We start from the raw sequence: 17,798 nt of genomic DNA on the forward strand, positions 1-17,798 counted from the left end.
TGATTCTTATTGTTATACTAGAATTTACGGAAAAAATCACTATAAGAAATGAGGAATTTATTCAGTATGGAATGGCGTAATATATATCGTGGATTTTGTATGGGCGTTAGTGATTTAATTCCTGGTGTGAGCGGCGGAACAATCGCTGTTGTGTTAGGGATTTATGAACAATTGCTCGCAGCAATTAGCGGATTCTTTAGTCGTGAATGGAAAAAACATTTAGCATTTTTAATACCACTTGCAGCTGGTGTAGCGGCAGCTTTTCTAACGTTAAGTCACGTTATTAAATATTTATTAGCAAATCATTATGAACCGACTCAATTTTTCTTCCTCGGTTTAATTATTAGTATATTACCGATGTTAATGAGAGAAGCTGATGCAAAGGCAACGTTTAAAGGTAGTCATATTGTCCTGTTAATAATTGCAGCAATTCTTGTTGCAATAACAGCATTCTTTAAACCAGATAAGGCAGCTGATCCAATTACGACGTTAACAATTTTAAATGCAATTGGTTTGTTTTTCGCAGGATGGATGGCTAGTATGGCTATGCTTCTTCCTGGAATTAGTGGATCGTTTATTTTATTAATTATTGGTGTGTATCCAACAGCAATTAACGCTTTAACTACACTCAATTTACCGTTAATCGTGGTTATCGGTGCCGGTGTGATGGCCGGATTTGTTGTAAGTAGTAAAGGAATTAGTTATTTGTTAGATCGTTATAAAAGTATGACATTTGCGGCAATTATTGGGCTCGTTATCGGGTCGATTGTCATTGTGTTCCCAGGCATTCCGACTGGTGGAATTTCAATTGTAAGTTCAATTATTACTTTTATTTTAGGATTTGCGATTGTTACTTATTTCGGTAAGAAATAAGTGTTTTAATCCCCTTAACGATAAAAATCGTTAAGGGGATTTTTATGTAATGTTCATGGGAAGTAAGGTATTTTGATTGATTGTTATAGAAAGAATTTTTACAATTGCTTAGCGAAAGGGGACTGGTACCTTCGTTGTAGCAAACTGTTTTTGATAGTATAATGAAATGAGTATGCAGTGAGAAATTTTGCTGCAAGTAGCTGAGGTGAAGAAACATGCAAAGAGTGACAAACTGTGTGTTAATTAGAGATAATGAAGTACTCTTACTCCAAAAACCTCGCCGAAATTGGTGGGTTGCACCGGGCGGGAAAATGGAGCGTGGTGAGACAGTAAGAGATACCGTTGTTCGCGAGTATCGTGAGGAAACAGGTATTTATTTAAAGAACCCAGCGTTAAAAGGGGTCTTCACCTTTGTCATCCAAGAAGGTGATAAAGTTGTTTCTGAATGGATGATGTTCTCCTTTTTAGCAACAGATTTTGCAGGAGAAAACAAATTAGAGAGCGAAGAAGGCATCATTGGTTGGCATACATTTGATAAAATTGATGATTTAGCAATGGCACCAGGAGATTATCACATTATTGATTATTTAATTAAAGGGAATGGTATAATCTACGGTACATTTGTATATACCCCAGATTTTGAGTTGCTTTCATATCGATTAGATCCGAGTTAAACCTGCAAGGAGAGGATACGATGACAGAGAATAATGATATAAAAATGGTAATTATTACAGGGATGTCTGGAGCTGGAAAAACGGTAGCATTACAAAGTTTTGAAGATTTAGGATATTTTTGTGTAGATAATTTACCACCGATGTTATTGCCGAAGTTTATTGAACTTATGGCGGATTCAAAGGGTAAAATGAATAAAGTAGCACTCGGTATTGATTTACGTGGCCGAGAGTTTTTTGAATATTTATGGGGAGCACTTGATGATTTATCAGAACGTACATGGATTATTCCTCATATTTTATTTTTAGATGCGAAAGATAGCACACTTGTAACTCGCTATAAAGAAACGAGACGTTCGCATCCACTTGCGCCAACTGGCTTGCCGTTAAAGGGAATTGAAGCTGAGCGTGGTCTATTAACTGATATGAAGGCGCGAGCGAATATTGTGCTTGATACGTCTGATTTGAAACCGAAAGAATTACGAGAGAAAATTGTTCACTTATTCTCAACAGAAACTGAGCAAGCATTTCGTGTAAATGTTATGTCATTTGGATTTAAGTACGGAATTCCAATTGATGCTGATTTAGTATTTGATGTTCGTTTTTTACCAAATCCATATTATATTCCACATATGAAGCCATTAACAGGACTGGATGAAGAAGTTTCGTCGTATGTGTTGAAATTTAATGAAACACATAAGTTTTTAGAGAAATTGACGGATCTTATCACTTTCATGCTGCCTCATTATAAAAGAGAAGGCAAGAGTCAACTTGTAATTGCGATTGGATGTACAGGTGGGCAACATCGTTCTGTTACGCTTACAGAGTACCTTGGGAAACATTTGAAACCAGAGTATAGCGTTCATGTATCTCATCGTGATGTGGAGAAGAGAAAGGGCCATTAAGGGATGAAAAAAGAGAGAAAACCTAAAATTGTTATCATGGGGGGTGGAACTGGACTTTCTGTTTTATTAAGAGGATTAAAACAATATCCTGTTGATATTACAGCAGTTGTAACAGTAGCCGACGATGGAGGCAGTTCAGGTAGACTACGTGATGAGCTAGAAATTCCACCTCCAGGTGATATTCGTAACGTACTTGTTGCGTTATCGGATGTAGAACCATTAGTGGAAGCTTTATTTCAGCACCGTTTTACAACTGGAGACGGACTGAAAGGGCATGCGTTAGGAAATTTACTATTGGCAGGTATGACTTCGATTACAGGAGACTTTTACCACGCGATTACGGAAACGAGTAAAGTATTAAATGTCAGAGGACGTGTATTACCAGCAGCGAATCAAAGTGCGGTACTTCATGCAGAATTAGAAGATGGAGAAATTGTAACAGGTGAATCAAAGATTCCTTATTTCGGGAAGAAGATTAATCGTGTCTTTTTAACTCCAGAAGATGTAGAACCGTTATGTGAAACGTTGATGGAAATTAAACGAGCTGATTTGCTTGTTTTCGGTCCAGGAAGTCTGTACACAAGTATATTACCGAATTTAGTTGTTAACAAAATTGGAGACGCTGTTCTTGCTGCAAAAGCGAAGAAGGTATATGTATGTAATGTTATGACGCAAGCGGGCGAAACGAAGGGTTATACTGCGTTTGATCATGTGCAGGCGTTACATGATCATTTAGGTAAACCATTTATCGACACTGCGATTGTAAATAATCGTGATATTCCTCGTGAATTACGTAAGTTATATGAGGAAGAAATGTCGGAACCAGTTGCACTGGATACAGATCGTTTTGCTGAACATAATATTGAAATCATTCAAGATCGATTAGCGAAATATGATGATCGTGTTGTAAGACATGATACATTAAAGTTAGCTTCTATTTTATATTCATTGTTATAAATGAGCGTTGCCTCGTTTGAGGTAACGCTCCTCATTCATATAGGACAAGATTTTTGTTCCAAAGTAATAGTATAAGGAGGTGTTGACTGTGTCATTTGCATCAGAAACAAAGAAAGAGTTGACCAACCTTGAAATGAAGGAATGCTGTGAGAAATCAGAATTATCGGCGTTGCTTCGAATGAACGGATCGCTTTCTTTTTCAAACCGTCGCCTATCTATCGATATTCAAACGGAAAATGCAGCAATTGCAAGAAGGATTTATACGCTTTTGAAAAAAGGATATGATGTGACGGTAGAATTACTTGTTCGTAAAAAAATGCGATTGAAGAAAAATAATGTATATATCGTGCGGCTTGTTGAGAAGTCTCGCGAAATATTAGCAGATCTTCACATTGTTCGAGATGACTTTTCGTTTATTCGAAATATATCGCAGGAATTAATCGAGAAGAAATGTTGTAAACGATCGTATTTACGCGGTGCATTTTTAGCAGGTGGTTCAGTAAATAACCCAGAAACATCATCTTATCATTTAGAGATCTTTTCGTTATATAAGGAACATAATGATTCTATATGTGAACTGATGAACGGATTTGATTTAAATAGTAAGACGTTGGAAAGAAGAAAAGGGTACATTACGTATTTGAAAGAAGCTGAGAAAATTACAGAGTTTTTAAATATTATAGGTGCTCATAATGCACTTTTAAGATTTGAAGATATTCGAATTGTTCGCGATATGCGTAATTCAGTAAATCGTTTAGTTAACTGCGAAACAGCTAATTTAAATAAAACAATTGGTGCAGCGCTAAGGCAAATTGAGAACATCCGCTATATTGATGAGACGGTTGGGCTTGATATTTTGCCAGATAAATTAAGAGAAATTGCACAGTTACGAAGAGATTATCAAGATGTAACATTGAAAGAGTTAGGTGAGATGGTATCCGGGGGGAAAATTAGTAAATCGGGTATTAATCATCGTTTGCGTAAAATCGATGAAATTGCAGAGAAATTACGCGCGGGGGAAACGGTAGCAAAAAAATAAGAGGTTAAAGGGGAAATGGAGCTGTGGTTCAAAAACGGGTTAAAGTTTCATTAAAAAACGGCTTACAAGCACGTCCGGCTGCGTTGTTTGTACAAGAGGCAAATCGCTTTCATTCTGATATTTTCATTGAGAAAGATGGAAAGACAGTTAATGCAAAGAGCATAATGGGGATTATGAGCTTAGCGATCGGAACTGGTAGCATGATTACAATCACAACAGAAGGTTCAGATGCAGAAGAGGCTTTGGAAGCATTAGCTGCATATGTACAATAAAAGGCTATCGCGAATGTGCGATAGCTTTTTAGTTTGCTATTTGCGGGCAGCCTGATTGGTGGGGCTAACAATCAGTGGGGGTACGTGGATGGTTCGCGCTTGTCGAGAATTGTCGGTAAATCGATATGTTGTGTCGAAACGTCGGTAGAATTTGAGTTATGGTCGATATAATTGAAAAATCGCTGATATATTTGGAGAGATACTAGATGGGGTATGTACTGCCCGGGTACATAATAAAAAAGCACCCTGTTACACAGGGTGCTTTCACTTTTAAGTATATCTAGCTCCAGTGGCTAGCTCTTCGTGTCTAAGAACTTTCCGCATAAGAAGGCAAAAAGCGCCTTCTATGCGAAAGAACCTTAGCCAGTCAGGGCTGAACGAGCCACTTCCGCTTTTAGTTATATCTAGCTCCAGCGGCTAGAATCTCCGGTCGTTTCGCCTTTACATTCGAGGCAAAAAGCGCCTCGGATGTAAAGGCTCCAACGCCCTGCGATTCTGAACGAGCCGCCTCCGCTTTTAATTAATTAACGGCTTGTGAAAATCTTATCGATTAAGCCGTATTCTAGAGCTCTTTCTGCTGTCATGAAGTTGTCACGGTCTGTGTCGCGTTGTAGAACTTCAAGTGGTTGACCTGTGCGGTCAGCAAGAATTTGGTTTAATTTTTCACGTAAGAATAGGATGCGTTTTGCAGCGATTTCGATTTCAGTCGCTTGACCTTGTGCACCACCAAGTGGTTGGTGAATCATTACTTCACTGTTAGGAAGAGCGAAACGTTTTCCTTTTTCACCTGCTGCAAGTAAGAATGCACCCATAGATGCAGCCATACCGATACAGATTGTTGATACTTGTGGTTTAATAAACTGCATTGTATCGTAAATTGCCATACCAGCTGTGATAGAACCACCAGGGCTGTTGATATAGATGTGAATATCTTTTTCTGGATCTTGAGATTCCAAGAATAAAAGCTGGGAAACGATTGAGTTTGCTACGTTGTCATCAATTGCGCTACCAAGCATAATGATGCGGTCCTTTAATAGTCGAGAGTAAATATCGTAAGCGCGTTCTCCACGATTTGTTTGTTCAATTACTGTAGGAATTAAATTCATCTGTTATTTCCTCCTTTGAAAGCTTTCTTAGTTTATAATACAATTATGGTCAATAAAGGTCAAACGAAACCACTTTAAATCAAAAAAATATGTAGTTGTATCATGATTTATTCGCTATGTTTTTAAAATTCCCTGCTTATGTATCTTCAACATCATAACCGAATAACATAAATTTAAACGTGATTAAAGGTGTAGAAAAGGCAAAAGAACGCCTTTTTACTGAAGCGTTCTTTCGGTATTTATTCTTTTAAAAGATAGGTTACTTTATTTAAAATTGTTTCGACTTGTTTCGCGTTTTTACTATACATTTCACTTGCTGATTTCGATTTTGTTTCTAAAGAAAATAGTTCAAGATCAGCATGGCATTTTTTTAAAGATGCCAATAGTAAAGGTTTGTTTTGAGGAGAAGGCATTTGGAGTTTATCATTATAAATGTCGATAGTAAGTTGTCCGTATGAATCAACTTGACCGAGAAAGACATTTTCAATGACAACACCGAGTTTTTCTAATTCAGAATGTAACCAAGCGCGATTATGCCCGCTAGCAGAAAGAGGTTCATCTAGTATATTTCCATCCATAATAACGGTTTGCGGTTCTTTTTCGTTTGGCACTTTTAAGCTGATATCTTTTGCTGTAAGTGGTTGGCGATCTTTCTTTAATAATACATTTAATTCTCCACTCGGTTCTAGTACTGCAAATTCAACATCAGCTACGCTGAACGCATCTTTTCCTCGGAGTAGTTCAAGTAATTCGTCACTTGTATATTTTTCTTTCTTTAAGTTATCTTCGAGTATTTTTCCATCTTTTATTAATACGGTAGATTTCCCTTCAAAGAAGTCCCGAGCTGTTTTGTTCTTTAAGGAGAGGATTCCTGTGAAAAAAGGTACCACAGCGAAAATGAGTATCGCAAAGACGCCATGGAAAAATTTTGAATCGAGCCCTGTAGATACTTGGGCAGCGATGTCACCGATTGTCATTCCGGCTATGTATTCAAAAAAGGAGAGCTGAGAGATTTGTCTTTTCCCTAACCATTTCGTAATAGCGAATAAAATGATTAATATGAATACAGAGCGAAGAATAACGAGTGTCCATTCGGGCAGGTGAGACATAGTCATTTCCTCCAGTCTACTTAAAACCCTTTATATTGAGGTTCTTCACGTTCTAATACTGAAATTCTATCCTTTAAATCAGCGATGACGCTGTCCATTTCTAACATACATTCATGAAATACGCGTTTTGATTCTTCATCCTGTGAATTTAATGAAAGGGAGCTTAAACTTGCTTGAGCCCCTCTTACACTGGCAAGGCAAGTTTTTACGCTAGCGATAACAGTCATGCAAACACCTCTTATCCTTTCGGTTTAAATAGTAATGCTCCAATGAAGCCGAAAATAATCGCTGCTGATACACCTGCGCTCGTTACTTTAAACATACCAGTAATTACGCCGACGATTCCATGTTTTGCAGCTTCTTCCATCGCACCGTGAACGAGGGCGTTTCCGAAACTTGTAATTGGTACTGTTGCCCCGGCCCCAGCGAAATCAATTAGTGGTTCATACAAATTGAATCCATCTAATATAGCTCCAGCAACAACGAGTGTTGCCATCGTATGGGCAGGAGTAAGTTTACCGACATCAAACATAAGTTGACCAATTACACATATAAGTCCGCCAATGACGAAAGCCCAGAAAAAAATCATTGTGTTGCACCTCCAAATTCGATCGATACAGCATGAGCGATACATGGAATTGTTTCTTCTTGTTGGAATGTAATGGGAGATAGTAAAGCACCTGTCGCAACAACTAGTATCTTTTTGAATTCTCCTTTTTTCATTCTATTTAATAAATGTCCGTACACGACTGTTGCTGAACAGCCTGGGCCACTTCCGCCGGCTATTACAGGTTGACCTTCTCTATAAATGAGTAGTCCACAATCTTGAAATTGTTCACTTGTTACTTTTGTCCCATGTTTATGTAGTAAGTCATAAGCAATTTCGCGTCCAACGTGTCCGAGGTCGCCTGTTACGATTAAATCGTAGTGAGATGCATCAAGATTTCTTTCTCTTAAATGAGCTTCAATTGTATCGACAGCAGCAGGAGCCATCGCGCCCCCCATATTAAATGGATCTGTTAACCCCATATCAACAATGCGCCCAATTGTGGCGGAAGTTACTCTTGGGCCATGTCCTGTATCACTTAAAATAGCTGCGCCTGCACCGGTCACTGTCCACTGGGCAGTAGGAGGTTTTTGACCACCATATTCAGTTGGATAACGGAATTGTTTTTCCACGGCAGCGTTATGGCTTGATGCACCAGTTAATAAATATTTTGCACCTTTTGCATTTACAATACTTGCGCCAAGTGCTAAGCCTTCCATAGAGGTAGAACAAGCACCGAATAAACCGAGATAAGGTGTACCAAGTGTGCGGCAAGCAAAGCTAGTAGGTGTAATCTGGTTAATTAAATCTCCAGCGAGAACGAATTGAATATCATCTTTTCGAAGTTTCGCTTTTTCTGTAGCACGGCTACAAGCTTCTTCAAACAAAATTTTATGTGCTTTTTCATAGGAATCTTGTCCGAGCCATAAATCTTCATGAAGGGTATCGAAGTCTTCAGGGATTTTTCCCTTTGCCTCAAAGGGGCCACCGACTACACCTGTTGAGATTATAACTGGTTTGTTTTCGAATACCCATGTTCGGTGTCCTTGTAACATTTACAGCCCTCCCCATTGAAAGAGAATGGTTTTAATAAGAGCGATGACGAAAGCTGAAAATACACCAAACAAAATAACTGATCCTGCTAGTTTAAACATGTTACCCCCAACGCCGAGAACAAACCCTTCTGTACGGTGTTCAATACATGCAGCGATAACGGAGTTGCCAAATCCCGTAACAGGCACCGCAGTACCAGCGCCGGCGAATTGCCCAAGGCGATCGTAGACGCCAAATCCCGTCAGTAGCATAGAAATAAAAATAAGAGTTGCAACTGTAGGATTTCCAGCAGATCTTTCAGTGAAATCGAAATAAGTAATATAAAAGGTGGAAATCAGTTGGCCTATTAGACAAATTAATCCCCCGACGAAAAAAGCTTTTATACAATTTTTTAAAACGGGGCGCTTCGGTTCGCGCTGTTGTTCGAATTTTTTATATTCTTGTTGTACAGGTGTTAAATTTTTATCTTTACTAGACATTTCAATCCTTCCTTCTCTTTTAGAAAGCTTAAATATTAGATCCCATTTCTGATTGGATGAGTTTCAATTGTTTTTTTATGCCATCCTTACTTACTTTCTTTTTCTTAATTTTGTTTTCAAGTTCTTCTATGAGCATAAAGATCTTTTTGTCTGTACTTACACGAATATCGAAAGTAGGGTTTTCATCACTTAGCTTCTTTTTTAATTTGCTTCGTAACGGTTTTAAACCAAATCTTTCGTGATGTTCAGGTTTGACGGCTATGTAAAGATCTAAATTTGTATTAACTGCGGTAGCTTCTATAATTCCCTCCGTAGCGAGAGCTTTTTTCTTAGCTTCTTGCGATATAGATTGATTAAAGGATTCTGTACTCATTTTTGTTAACTTGGGGCCCTTTTCTTCTTTCGTTCGTTTTGCTTCTTCTTTCTTTACCTTTTTATCTAATGGGCTATTATCACATCCGGTAAGTGAACCGAATAGGAGCACAAATAACGCGGCTATGATTCCGAGTTTTCGCATTATAATCATTCCATTTCTATTGCATTATGTAATTTGATAGAAAAAGGATGATTGCATATCATCCTTTTTCTCAAATTGTGTACCATTAGATGAAATGGTACTTTCGGTTATTGCTGTGTGTATTGTGGTTCTTCTTGTTGGACTTCTTCAACACGTGGGTTTAAAGAATCAATAATCGTTTGCGTTTGCTGCGCAGCTGTTTGGAAAAGTTGCTTTGCTTGTTGGTTATCCGTATCAAGAGCGAATCCCTCTAAGCTAGCTTGTGCACTTTTTAATCCAGAAACAGTTTGCTTTAGTTTTGTAATTACAGTCATTGAATGAAGCCCCCTTTGGAATATCAATTCAAAGATTATAATTTGTGATTTGGAGTGAATTTATGATTGGGAAAATTAGGATAGAGATGTATTTATATGCTCCTAGCTAAGGTGTGTAAAGGATTAAGGGGATATTTTTATTGATTTAGATGGATTTTATTGCTATTATTATGAGAAGAAAATGAAGTCTGTTTTATAATCATGCGCCCATAGCTCAGTCGGATAGAGCGGTGGTTTCCGGTACCACGTCTGCCGGGGGTTCGAATCCCTCTGGGCGCGTCAAAAAGTCCTAACTTACGTTTTGTAGGTTAGGGCTTTTTTATTTCCCTCTTGTTATATCTAGTTATAGGATTTACTATTAGTATGTGGTGATAATAAATTAGGTTCATTATTTTCTTTCAATATTATTCAAATTTCGGTTGTAAGATGTAAATCTCATTAATACATATAAATTAATAATATTTTGGAATGGGTGTCTGCGTTAGGATTCTCCTTTTACCAAACTTATTGTACAATAGAAACAAGGGGGAGATTAGTTTGAAGGCAAGTCTTTTACAAGAACAAAGCTTACGTTTGGCAATGACACAAGAGTTAAGGCAAGCGATTACAATGCTCCAGTATAATGTACAAGAATTATCGGAGTTTTTGTATGAGCAATCGTTAGAGAATCCCCTTATTGAGTTAGGTGGTTTTGAGAGGGAGAAGAAAAAGAGCTCTAACACAAGTAAAAGTACCAGCAAACAAGTCGACAATCAAATGGAAATCTACAGTGTAGATTCGATAACGATTCAGCAACATTTATTAAATCAACTCCAGTATTATAAAATAGATGAAGAAGAGCGAAAAGCAGCTTCTTTCATTATTATGAACATGGATGGAAATGGCTATTTACAAGAAACAAATGAAGAGCTATCAGAGCTTCTTTCTGCGCCGATCGATGTAGTGGACCGTTCCGTAGAGCTTGTTCAATCGTTAGAGCCAGCAGGGGTAGGTGCGCGTAATATTCAGGAATGTCTATCAATCCAATTGAAGCGCTTACAAAGAAGAAATGGGTTAGCGGAAGAAATTATAGATGATCATTTTAATTATTTCGTTAAGAAAGATTGGCGAAAGCTTGTTCACGCTATGAAGTGTACCAACGAGGAATTACAGGATGCGGTGAACTGTATTACATCATTACAGCCGAAACCAGGTCTTGCATTTTCTTCTGATAAACCACTTTATATCGTGCCTGATATGGCGGTGAAAAAAAATGGCGATCATCTCGTTTTACAGATGAATGAGAGAAATATGCCGAGAATTGAAATTCACTCTGAGTATAGTGCGTTACTAAATAATAGTGAAAGTGAAGTGGCTTCTTACGTATCGGAGAAGTATCAGCATGTGCAATGGATTATGCGCAGTTTGAAACAGAGAAAACAAACACTTCTGCAAGTGATGAATATTATTATGGAAAAACAGCATGATTTCTTCTGGGAAGGTCCAGAGTATTTAAAACCACTTGCTTTAAAAGAGGTGGCGGAAGAGTTAGGTGTGCATGAGTCTACAATTAGTCGTGCAACGCGTAATAAATATGTGCAAACGCCGCACGGTTTATTTGAGATGAAATCGTTCTTTAGTAATGCTATTTCTACGACGGAAGATGAGGCGGTTTCTACAAAGCGTGTGAAACAATTCATTCAAACGCTTGTTGGAGCGGAAAATAAGAAAAAGCCACTTTCGGATCAAAAGATTTCAAAATTATTAGAAGAAGAGCATGAAATCGTTATTTCTCGCAGAACAGTTGCGAAATATAGAGAACAAATGCATATTCCTGCTTCGTCTCTAAGAAAAACAATTGGATAGGTGAAGAAGATGAAAGTTGTACTATATACAAAAAAAGATTGTGGTCTTTGCGAAAAGGCGAAACAAGTTTTAAAGGAAGTACAATATGAATATTCTTTTCAAATTGAGGAAATAGATATATATGAAGATAATGAACTTTTAGAGAAATACCATCTAATGATTCCAGTTGTAGAAATAGGCGGAAGACAAGTAGAATACGGTAACATTCACAAAGGTGTCATAATAAACTATATAAACAATGCAGTTAAGAGTTGAATAAGTTTCTATCTCCTGTTACAATAATACACGTAGCAGGGATTATTTTTTTAACCTAAGTGGGACACAAAATGTCACTATGGGACATAAAGTGACCACGGAGGAAAATGAACCGATGTAGTGAGGAGAAAAGATATGCGCTCATGGATTCAGAACACAAAAAAATTATTACCTGATCTGCTACCTGTTATGCAAACGAGAATGCAAGTGCTTCAGTACATTAGGCTTATGCAGCCGATTGGAAGAAGAAACTTATCTGCAAGTCTCGGTATGACAGAACGAGTATTGCGAAGTGAAGTTCAAGTTTTGAAAGAACAAAACTTAGTTCACGTCGCTTCTTCTGGAATGACTTTGACAGAAGAAGGAACAGCTTTAGTTCTTGCTTTGGAAGACTTTATGAAAGAAATTTCCGGGTTAAAGGTTTTAGAAAAACAACTTAAGGAAACATTAGACTTGGATGAAGTTTTCGTTGTCCCTGGTGATAGTGATGAATCACCTTGGGTCAAACTGGAGATGGGCCGTGCTTGTGTGACTTGTATAAAAGACCGTCTGACAGTGAATAATATCGTTGCTGTGGCTGGAGGAACTACGCTAGCTGCTGCTGCGGACATGATGCAACTTGATTGCAAAGATTTACATATGCTATTTGTCCCAGCACGTGGTGGAATTGGAGAAGGTGTCGAGTTAGAAGCCAATACCATTTGCGCCAAAATGGCACAAAATACGATGAGTAATTATCGCTTATTGTATGTTCCAGATCACGTTAGTAGCGAAGCATATGCGTCTATTGTAATAGAGCCCTCCGTGAAAGAAGTTCTTGAGTTGATTCGATCTTCCAATATCGTCATTCATGGAATTGGTGATGCGTTAACAATGGCACGTCGCAGAAATACTTCAGAAGCAGATTGGTTAAAGATTCAGGCAAGCGAAGCAGTTGGCGAAGCTTTCGGTTACTACTTTAATGAACAAGGAAATGTTGTTCATAAAGTAAGAACAGTTGGTATGCAACTTGAAGATTTACAACATGTATCTCACGTTGTCGCAGTCGCTGGAGGTTCTTCAAAAGCAAAAGCAATACAGGCTGTAATAAAGCAAGGGCACACTTCAATTCTAATTACAGATGAAGGTGCAGCAAAACAATTAACAAAGGGTATTACCCTTTAATATAATCCCCCAAGGAGGAAATTTAAATGACTAAAATTGGTATTAATGGATTTGGACGTATCGGACGTAACGTATTCCGCGCAGCTCTTAACAACTCTGAGGTAGAAGTAGTAGCAATCAACGACTTAACAGATGCTAAAACATTAGCTCACCTTTTAAAATATGATACAGTTCACGGAACTTTAAATGCAGAAGTATCTGCTAACGAAAACAGCATCGTTGTTAACGGTAAAGAAATTAAAGTTATCGCTGAGCGTGACCCAGCTCAATTACCATGGAGCGACTACGGAGTAGAAGTAGTAGTAGAATCTACTGGCCGTTTCACTAAAAAATCAGACGCTGAGAAACACTTAGGTGGATCAGTTAAGAAAGTTATCATCTCAGCTCCAGCTTCTGACGAAGATATCACTGTAGTTATGGGTGTTAACCACGAAGAATACGATGCAGCTAACCACAACGTAGTATCTAATGCTTCTTGTACTACAAACTGTCTAGCTCCATTCGCTAAAGTATTAAACGAAAAATTCGGCGTAAAACGCGGAATGATGACAACAATTCACTCTTACACTAACGACCAACAAATCTTAGACTTACCACACAAAGATTTACGTCGTGCTCGTGCAGCAGCTGAAAACATGATCCCAACATCTACTGGTGCTGCTAAAGCTGTAGCATTAGTATTACCAGAACTTAAAGGTAAATTAAACGGCGGCGCTGTACGTGTTCCAACTGCTAACGTTTCTCTTGTTGACTTAGTTGTTGAACTTGACAAAGAAGTAACAGTTGAAGATGTAAACGCAGCATTCAAAGCAGCTTCTGAAGGCGAATTAAAAGGTATCCTTGGATACAGCGAAGAGCCATTAGTATCTATCGACTATAACGGATGTACAGCTTCTTCTACAATCGATGCATTATCTACAATGGTAATGGAAGGTAACATGGTTAAAGTACTTTCTTGGTACGATAACGAAACTGGTTACTCTAACCGCGTAGTAGACCTAGCTGCATACATGACTTCTAAAGGTCTTTAATTCTTAAGTATATAAGCAATCAATGACAAAACGAGGGAGAGGGTTTGTTCCCTCTCTCTCTTCTTTCGTTTTAGAAGCAAATGTGTTAAGCTTTTGAATGGGTTTTGTCAATCCTAACTAGTAGTCGGAGGGAAATCCAATGAACAAAAAATCAATTCGTGACGTAGATTTAAAAGGTAAGCGCGTATTTTGCCGCGTTGATTTCAACGTACCTATGAAAGAAGGCAAAATTACAGATGAAACTCGTATCCGTGCAGCTCTTCCTACAATTCAATATTTAGTAGAGCAAGGTGCGAAAGTAATTTTAGCAAGTCATTTAGGCCGTCCAAAAGGTCAAGCAGTAGAAGAATTACGTCTTACTCCAGTAGCAGCACGTTTAGGCGAGCTTCTTGGTAAAGATGTTAAAAAAGCGGACGAAGCATTCGGACCAGTTGCACAAGAAATGGTTGCAGCAATGAACGAAGGCGACGTAGTAGTTCTTGAAAACGTACGTTTCTATGCGGGCGAAGAAAAGAACGATGCAGAACTTGCGAAAGAATTTGCAGCTCTTGCTGATATCTTCGTAAACGATGCATTCGGTGCAGCTCACCGTGCTCACGCTTCTACAGCAGGAATCGCAGACTACCTACCAGCAGTATCTGGTTTATTAATGGAAAAAGAGTTAGATGTATTAGGTAAAGCACTTTCTAACCCAGAACGTCCATTCACAGCTATCATCGGTGGTGCGAAAGTAAAAGATAAAATCGGTGTAATTCGTCATCTATTAGACAAAGTAGATAACTTAATCATCGGTGGCGGACTTGCTTACACATTCGTTAAAGCTTTAGGTCATGAGATTGGTCTATCTCTATGTGAAAACGACAAAATTGAACTAGCTAAAGAATTTATGCAACTTGCAAAAGAAAAAGGCGTAAACTTCTATATGCCAGTTGATGTTGTCATCACAGAGGAATTCTCTGAAACTGCAACAACTCAAATCGTTGGTATCGACTCTATCCCTTCTACATGGGAAGGCGTGGACATCGGTCCTAAAACACGTGAAATTTATGCAGATGTAATTAAAAACTCTAAGCTTGTTGTATGGAATGGACCAATGGGTGTATTCGAAATGACTCCATTCGCAGAAGGTACAAAAGCAGTAGGGCAAGCATTAGCAGATGCAGAAGATACATACTCTGTTATCGGCGGTGGTGACTCTGCAGCAGCTGTTGAAAAATTCGGTATGGCTGATAAAATGAGCCACATTTCTACTGGCGGCGGTGCGTCATTAGAATTCATGGAAGGCAAAGAGCTTCCAGGTGTAGTTTGTCTTAACGACAAATAAGTAGCAGCCAAAGAAAAAGGACGGTGCAAAGCATGCGTAAACCAATTATCGCAGGTAACTGGAAAATGAATAAAACTCTATCTGAAGCAGTTAGCTTCGTAGAGGAAGTTAAAGGTCAAATCCCAGCAGCTTCAGCTGTTGATGCAGTAGTTTGCTCTCCAGCTCTATTCCTAGAGCGTCTTGTAGCAAAGACTGAAGGAACTGACTTACAAGTAGGTGCACAAAACATGCACTTCGAAAAAAATGGTGCGTTCACTGGTGAAATTAGCCCAGTAGCACTTAGCGACTTAAAAGTAGGCTACGTAGTACTTGGCCACTCTGAGCGTCGTGAAATGTTTGCTGAAACAGACGAATCAGTAAACAAAAAGACTCTAGCAGCATTTGAACATGGTTTAACACCAATCGTTTGTTGTGGTGAGACTTTAGAAGAGCGCGAAAGCGGAAAAACATTTGATCTAGTAGCAGGTCAAGTGACAAAAGCACTTGCAGGTTTAACAGAAGAGCAAGTTAAAGTAACTGTTATCGCTTATGAGCCAATCTGGGCTATCGGTACAGGTAAATCTTCTTCTTCTGCAGATGCAAATGAAGTATGTGCGCACATCCGTAAAGTTGTTGCAGAAGCTGTTTCTCCAGAAGCTGCAGAAGCTGTTCGTATTCAATACGGCGGTAGCGTAAAACCAGAAAACATTAAAGAGTATATGGCACAATCTGACATCGACGGCGCTTTAGTTGGCGGTGCTAGCTTAGAGCCTGCTTCGTTCTTAGGTCTTCTGGGGGCGGTAAAATGAGAAAGCCAACAGCTTTAATCATTCTTGATGGTTTCGGACTACGTGAAGAAACTTACGGGAATGCTGTAGCACAAGCTAAGAAACCTAATTTTGATGGTTACTGGAACAAATTCCCTCACACAACGCTTACAGCTTGTGGTGAGGAAGTAGGTCTTCCAGCAGGTCAAATGGGTAACTCTGAGGTTGGTCATTTAAATATCGGTGCTGGCCGCGTAGTATATCAAAGCTTAACACGCGTAAACGTTGCAATTCGTGAAGGTGAGTTCGATCAGAACGAAACTTTCCGAAATGCAATTAAAAGCGTGAAAGAAAAAGGTACTGCTCTTCATTTATTTGGTTTACTTTCTGATGGTGGTGTGCACAGTCACATGAACCATATGTTTGCTCTTCTTCGCTTAGCAGCAAAAGAAGGCGTGGAGAAAGTATATATCCATGCATTCTTAGATGGCCGCGATGTTGGACCACAAACAGCAAAAGGTTATATCGATGCAACAAATGAAGTAATTAAAGAAGCAGGAGTAGGACAATTCGCGACTATCTCTGGTCGTTATTACTCCATGGACCGTGACAAGCGTTGGGATCGCGTAGAAAAATGTTACCGTGCTATGGTGAATGGTGAAGGCCCTACTTATAAATCAGCAGAAGAGTGTGTAGAAGACTCTTATGCAAATGGTATATATGATGAATTCGTATTGCCGTCTGTAATTGTTAACGAAGATGACACGCCAGTTGCAACAATCAATAATGATGATGCAGTTATCTTCTATAACTTCCGTCCAGACCGTGCAATTCAAATTGCTCGTGTATTTACAAACGAAGACTTCCGTGAGTTCGATCGTGGTGAAAAAGTACCTCACATTCCTGAATTCGTTTGTATGACACATTTCAGTGAAACTGTAGATGGTTACGTGGCATTCAAGCCAATGAACCTTGATAACACATTAGGTGAAGTTGTTGCGCAAGCGGGATTAAAGCAACTTCGCATCGCGGAAACTGAAAAGTATCCGCACGTTACATTCTTCTTTAGCGGTGGTCGTGAGGCTGAATTCCCAGGAGAAGAGCGTATTTTAATTAACTCACCGAAGGTTGCAACGTATGACTTGAAACCTGAAATGAGCATTTATGAAGTAACGGACGCTTTAGTAAATGAAATCGAAAATGATAAACATGATGTTATCATTCTTAACTTTGCAAACTGTGATATGGTTGGCCATTCTGGGATGATGGAACCAACAATTAAAGCAGTAGAAGCAACTGACGAATGTTTAGGAAAAGTTGTAGAAGCGATTCTTGCAAAAGATGGTGTAGCACTTATTACTGCTGACCATGGTAATGCTGATCAGGAGTTAACTGCTGATGGTGGACCAATGACAGCTCATACAACTAACCCGGTTCCTTTCATCGTTACAAAAAATGATGTAGAGCTTCGTGAAGGTGGTATTTTAGGAGATATCGCACCAACAATGCTTACACTTTTAAATGTGGAACAACCGAAAGAAATGACAGGTAAAACAATTATTAAATAATTTGCTTATATAAAAAGGAGAGA

General features: G+C 38.7%; 21 protein-coding genes and 1 tRNA gene. 14 read left to right on the forward strand and 8 right to left on the reverse strand.

Annotated features, from left to right (window positions below):
* Positions 1 to 66 precede the first annotated feature (66 nt).
* From MR071_RS00460 to MR071_RS00485, 6 genes are all read left to right on the forward strand, one after another.
* Positions 67 to 873 (forward strand): DUF368 domain-containing protein, encoded by an 807-nt coding sequence (locus MR071_RS00460; RefSeq protein ID WP_002124059.1) that lies wholly within the window; start codon positions 67 to 69, stop codon positions 871 to 873.
* 215 nt (positions 874 to 1,088) lie between these two features.
* Positions 1,089 to 1,547 (forward strand): NUDIX hydrolase, encoded by a 459-nt coding sequence (locus MR071_RS00465; RefSeq protein ID WP_002124062.1) that lies wholly within the window; start codon positions 1,089 to 1,091, stop codon positions 1,545 to 1,547.
* Between the two features lie 20 nt (positions 1,548 to 1,567).
* Positions 1,568 to 2,449, forward strand: a complete 882-nt coding sequence (gene rapZ / locus MR071_RS00470) for an RNase adapter RapZ (RefSeq protein WP_002016084.1) — start codon at positions 1,568 to 1,570, stop codon at positions 2,447 to 2,449.
* A gap of 3 nt (positions 2,450 to 2,452) precedes the next feature.
* Positions 2,453 to 3,406 (forward strand): gluconeogenesis factor YvcK family protein, encoded by a 954-nt coding sequence (locus MR071_RS00475; RefSeq protein ID WP_242234583.1) that lies wholly within the window; start codon positions 2,453 to 2,455, stop codon positions 3,404 to 3,406.
* Positions 3,407 to 3,494: 88 nt separating this feature from the next.
* The gene (whiA, locus tag MR071_RS00480; protein WP_002016082.1) at positions 3,495 to 4,445 is read left to right on the forward strand and encodes a DNA-binding protein WhiA; all 951 of its coding nucleotides are present in this window, start codon (positions 3,495 to 3,497) and stop codon (positions 4,443 to 4,445) included.
* A gap of 23 nt (positions 4,446 to 4,468) precedes the next feature.
* A complete protein-coding gene (locus MR071_RS00485; RefSeq protein ID WP_105585601.1) occupies positions 4,469 to 4,717 on the forward strand; it encodes an HPr family phosphocarrier protein in 249 nt (82 codons plus the stop codon).
* Between the two features lie 524 nt (positions 4,718 to 5,241).
* Here the strand turns inward: MR071_RS00485 and clpP are convergent.
* The 8 genes from clpP to MR071_RS00525 all read right to left on the reverse strand — a co-directional run bounded on the left by clpP (position 5,242) and on the right by MR071_RS00525 (position 9,842).
* A complete protein-coding gene (clpP, locus tag MR071_RS00490) occupies positions 5,242 to 5,823 on the reverse strand; it encodes an ATP-dependent Clp endopeptidase proteolytic subunit ClpP (protein WP_002159906.1) in 582 nt (193 codons plus the stop codon).
* A gap of 239 nt (positions 5,824 to 6,062) precedes the next feature.
* Complete coding sequence (locus tag MR071_RS00495; RefSeq protein ID WP_242234585.1) at positions 6,063 to 6,932, reverse strand: DUF421 domain-containing protein; 870 nt, start codon at positions 6,930 to 6,932, stop codon at positions 6,063 to 6,065.
* A 20-nt stretch (positions 6,933 to 6,952) separates the two neighbouring features.
* Complete coding sequence (locus MR071_RS00500; protein WP_000215909.1) at positions 6,953 to 7,159, reverse strand: DUF1657 domain-containing protein; 207 nt, start codon at positions 7,157 to 7,159, stop codon at positions 6,953 to 6,955.
* An 11-nt stretch (positions 7,160 to 7,170) separates the two neighbouring features.
* Positions 7,171 to 7,521, reverse strand: a complete 351-nt coding sequence (gene spoVAE, locus MR071_RS00505) for a stage V sporulation protein AE (RefSeq protein WP_000575919.1) — start codon at positions 7,519 to 7,521, stop codon at positions 7,171 to 7,173.
* The gene (gene spoVAD, locus MR071_RS00510) at positions 7,518 to 8,534 is read right to left on the reverse strand and encodes a stage V sporulation protein AD (RefSeq protein ID WP_105585599.1); all 1,017 of its coding nucleotides are present in this window, start codon (positions 8,532 to 8,534) and stop codon (positions 7,518 to 7,520) included. Before spoVAD ends, spoVAE begins: the two co-directional genes overlap by 4 nt.
* The gene (gene spoVAC / locus MR071_RS00515) at positions 8,535 to 9,011 is read right to left on the reverse strand and encodes a stage V sporulation protein AC (RefSeq protein ID WP_002034730.1); all 477 of its coding nucleotides are present in this window, start codon (positions 9,009 to 9,011) and stop codon (positions 8,535 to 8,537) included.
* A 28-nt stretch (positions 9,012 to 9,039) separates the two neighbouring features.
* Complete coding sequence (locus tag MR071_RS00520; RefSeq protein ID WP_242234586.1) at positions 9,040 to 9,528, reverse strand: YhcN/YlaJ family sporulation lipoprotein; 489 nt, start codon at positions 9,526 to 9,528, stop codon at positions 9,040 to 9,042.
* 107 nt (positions 9,529 to 9,635) lie between these two features.
* Positions 9,636 to 9,842, reverse strand: a complete 207-nt coding sequence (locus tag MR071_RS00525) for a DUF1657 domain-containing protein (RefSeq protein ID WP_000216167.1) — start codon at positions 9,840 to 9,842, stop codon at positions 9,636 to 9,638.
* A 203-nt stretch (positions 9,843 to 10,045) separates the two neighbouring features.
* On the opposite strand from MR071_RS00525, the gene MR071_RS00530 reads away from it, so the two are divergent.
* From MR071_RS00530 to gpmI, 8 genes are all read left to right on the forward strand, one after another.
* Positions 10,046 to 10,121: transfer RNA gene (locus MR071_RS00530), tRNA-Arg, on the forward strand.
* A 258-nt stretch (positions 10,122 to 10,379) separates the two neighbouring features.
* Positions 10,380 to 11,687: an RNA polymerase factor sigma-54 gene (rpoN, locus tag MR071_RS00535; RefSeq protein WP_242234588.1), complete on the forward strand. Its 1,308-nt coding sequence runs from the start codon at positions 10,380 to 10,382 to the stop codon at positions 11,685 to 11,687.
* 9 nt (positions 11,688 to 11,696) lie between these two features.
* A complete protein-coding gene (locus MR071_RS00540; protein ID WP_105585596.1) occupies positions 11,697 to 11,942 on the forward strand; it encodes a glutaredoxin family protein in 246 nt (81 codons plus the stop codon).
* A gap of 135 nt (positions 11,943 to 12,077) precedes the next feature.
* Positions 12,078 to 13,106: a gapA transcriptional regulator CggR gene (gene cggR, locus MR071_RS00545; protein ID WP_002144912.1), complete on the forward strand. Its 1,029-nt coding sequence runs from the start codon at positions 12,078 to 12,080 to the stop codon at positions 13,104 to 13,106.
* A 26-nt stretch (positions 13,107 to 13,132) separates the two neighbouring features.
* On the forward strand, positions 13,133 to 14,137 hold the full coding sequence (gene gap, locus MR071_RS00550) for a type I glyceraldehyde-3-phosphate dehydrogenase (protein WP_070145443.1): 1,005 nt from the start codon (positions 13,133 to 13,135) through the stop codon (positions 14,135 to 14,137).
* 139 nt (positions 14,138 to 14,276) lie between these two features.
* Positions 14,277 to 15,461 (forward strand): phosphoglycerate kinase, encoded by a 1,185-nt coding sequence (locus MR071_RS00555; protein WP_002112800.1) that lies wholly within the window; start codon positions 14,277 to 14,279, stop codon positions 15,459 to 15,461.
* 32 nt (positions 15,462 to 15,493) lie between these two features.
* Positions 15,494 to 16,249 (forward strand): triose-phosphate isomerase, encoded by a 756-nt coding sequence (tpiA, locus tag MR071_RS00560; RefSeq protein ID WP_242234591.1) that lies wholly within the window; start codon positions 15,494 to 15,496, stop codon positions 16,247 to 16,249.
* On the forward strand, positions 16,246 to 17,775 hold the full coding sequence (gene gpmI, locus MR071_RS00565; protein WP_242234593.1) for a 2,3-bisphosphoglycerate-independent phosphoglycerate mutase: 1,530 nt from the start codon (positions 16,246 to 16,248) through the stop codon (positions 17,773 to 17,775). The genes tpiA and gpmI overlap by 4 nt, the downstream gene beginning before the upstream one ends.
* Positions 17,776 to 17,798 lie beyond the last annotated feature (23 nt).

The sequence above is a fragment of the Bacillus cereus group sp. BfR-BA-01316 genome (assembly GCF_022664195.1).
In the GTDB taxonomy this organism is placed as follows: Bacteria; Bacillota; Bacilli; order Bacillales; family Bacillaceae_G; genus Bacillus_A.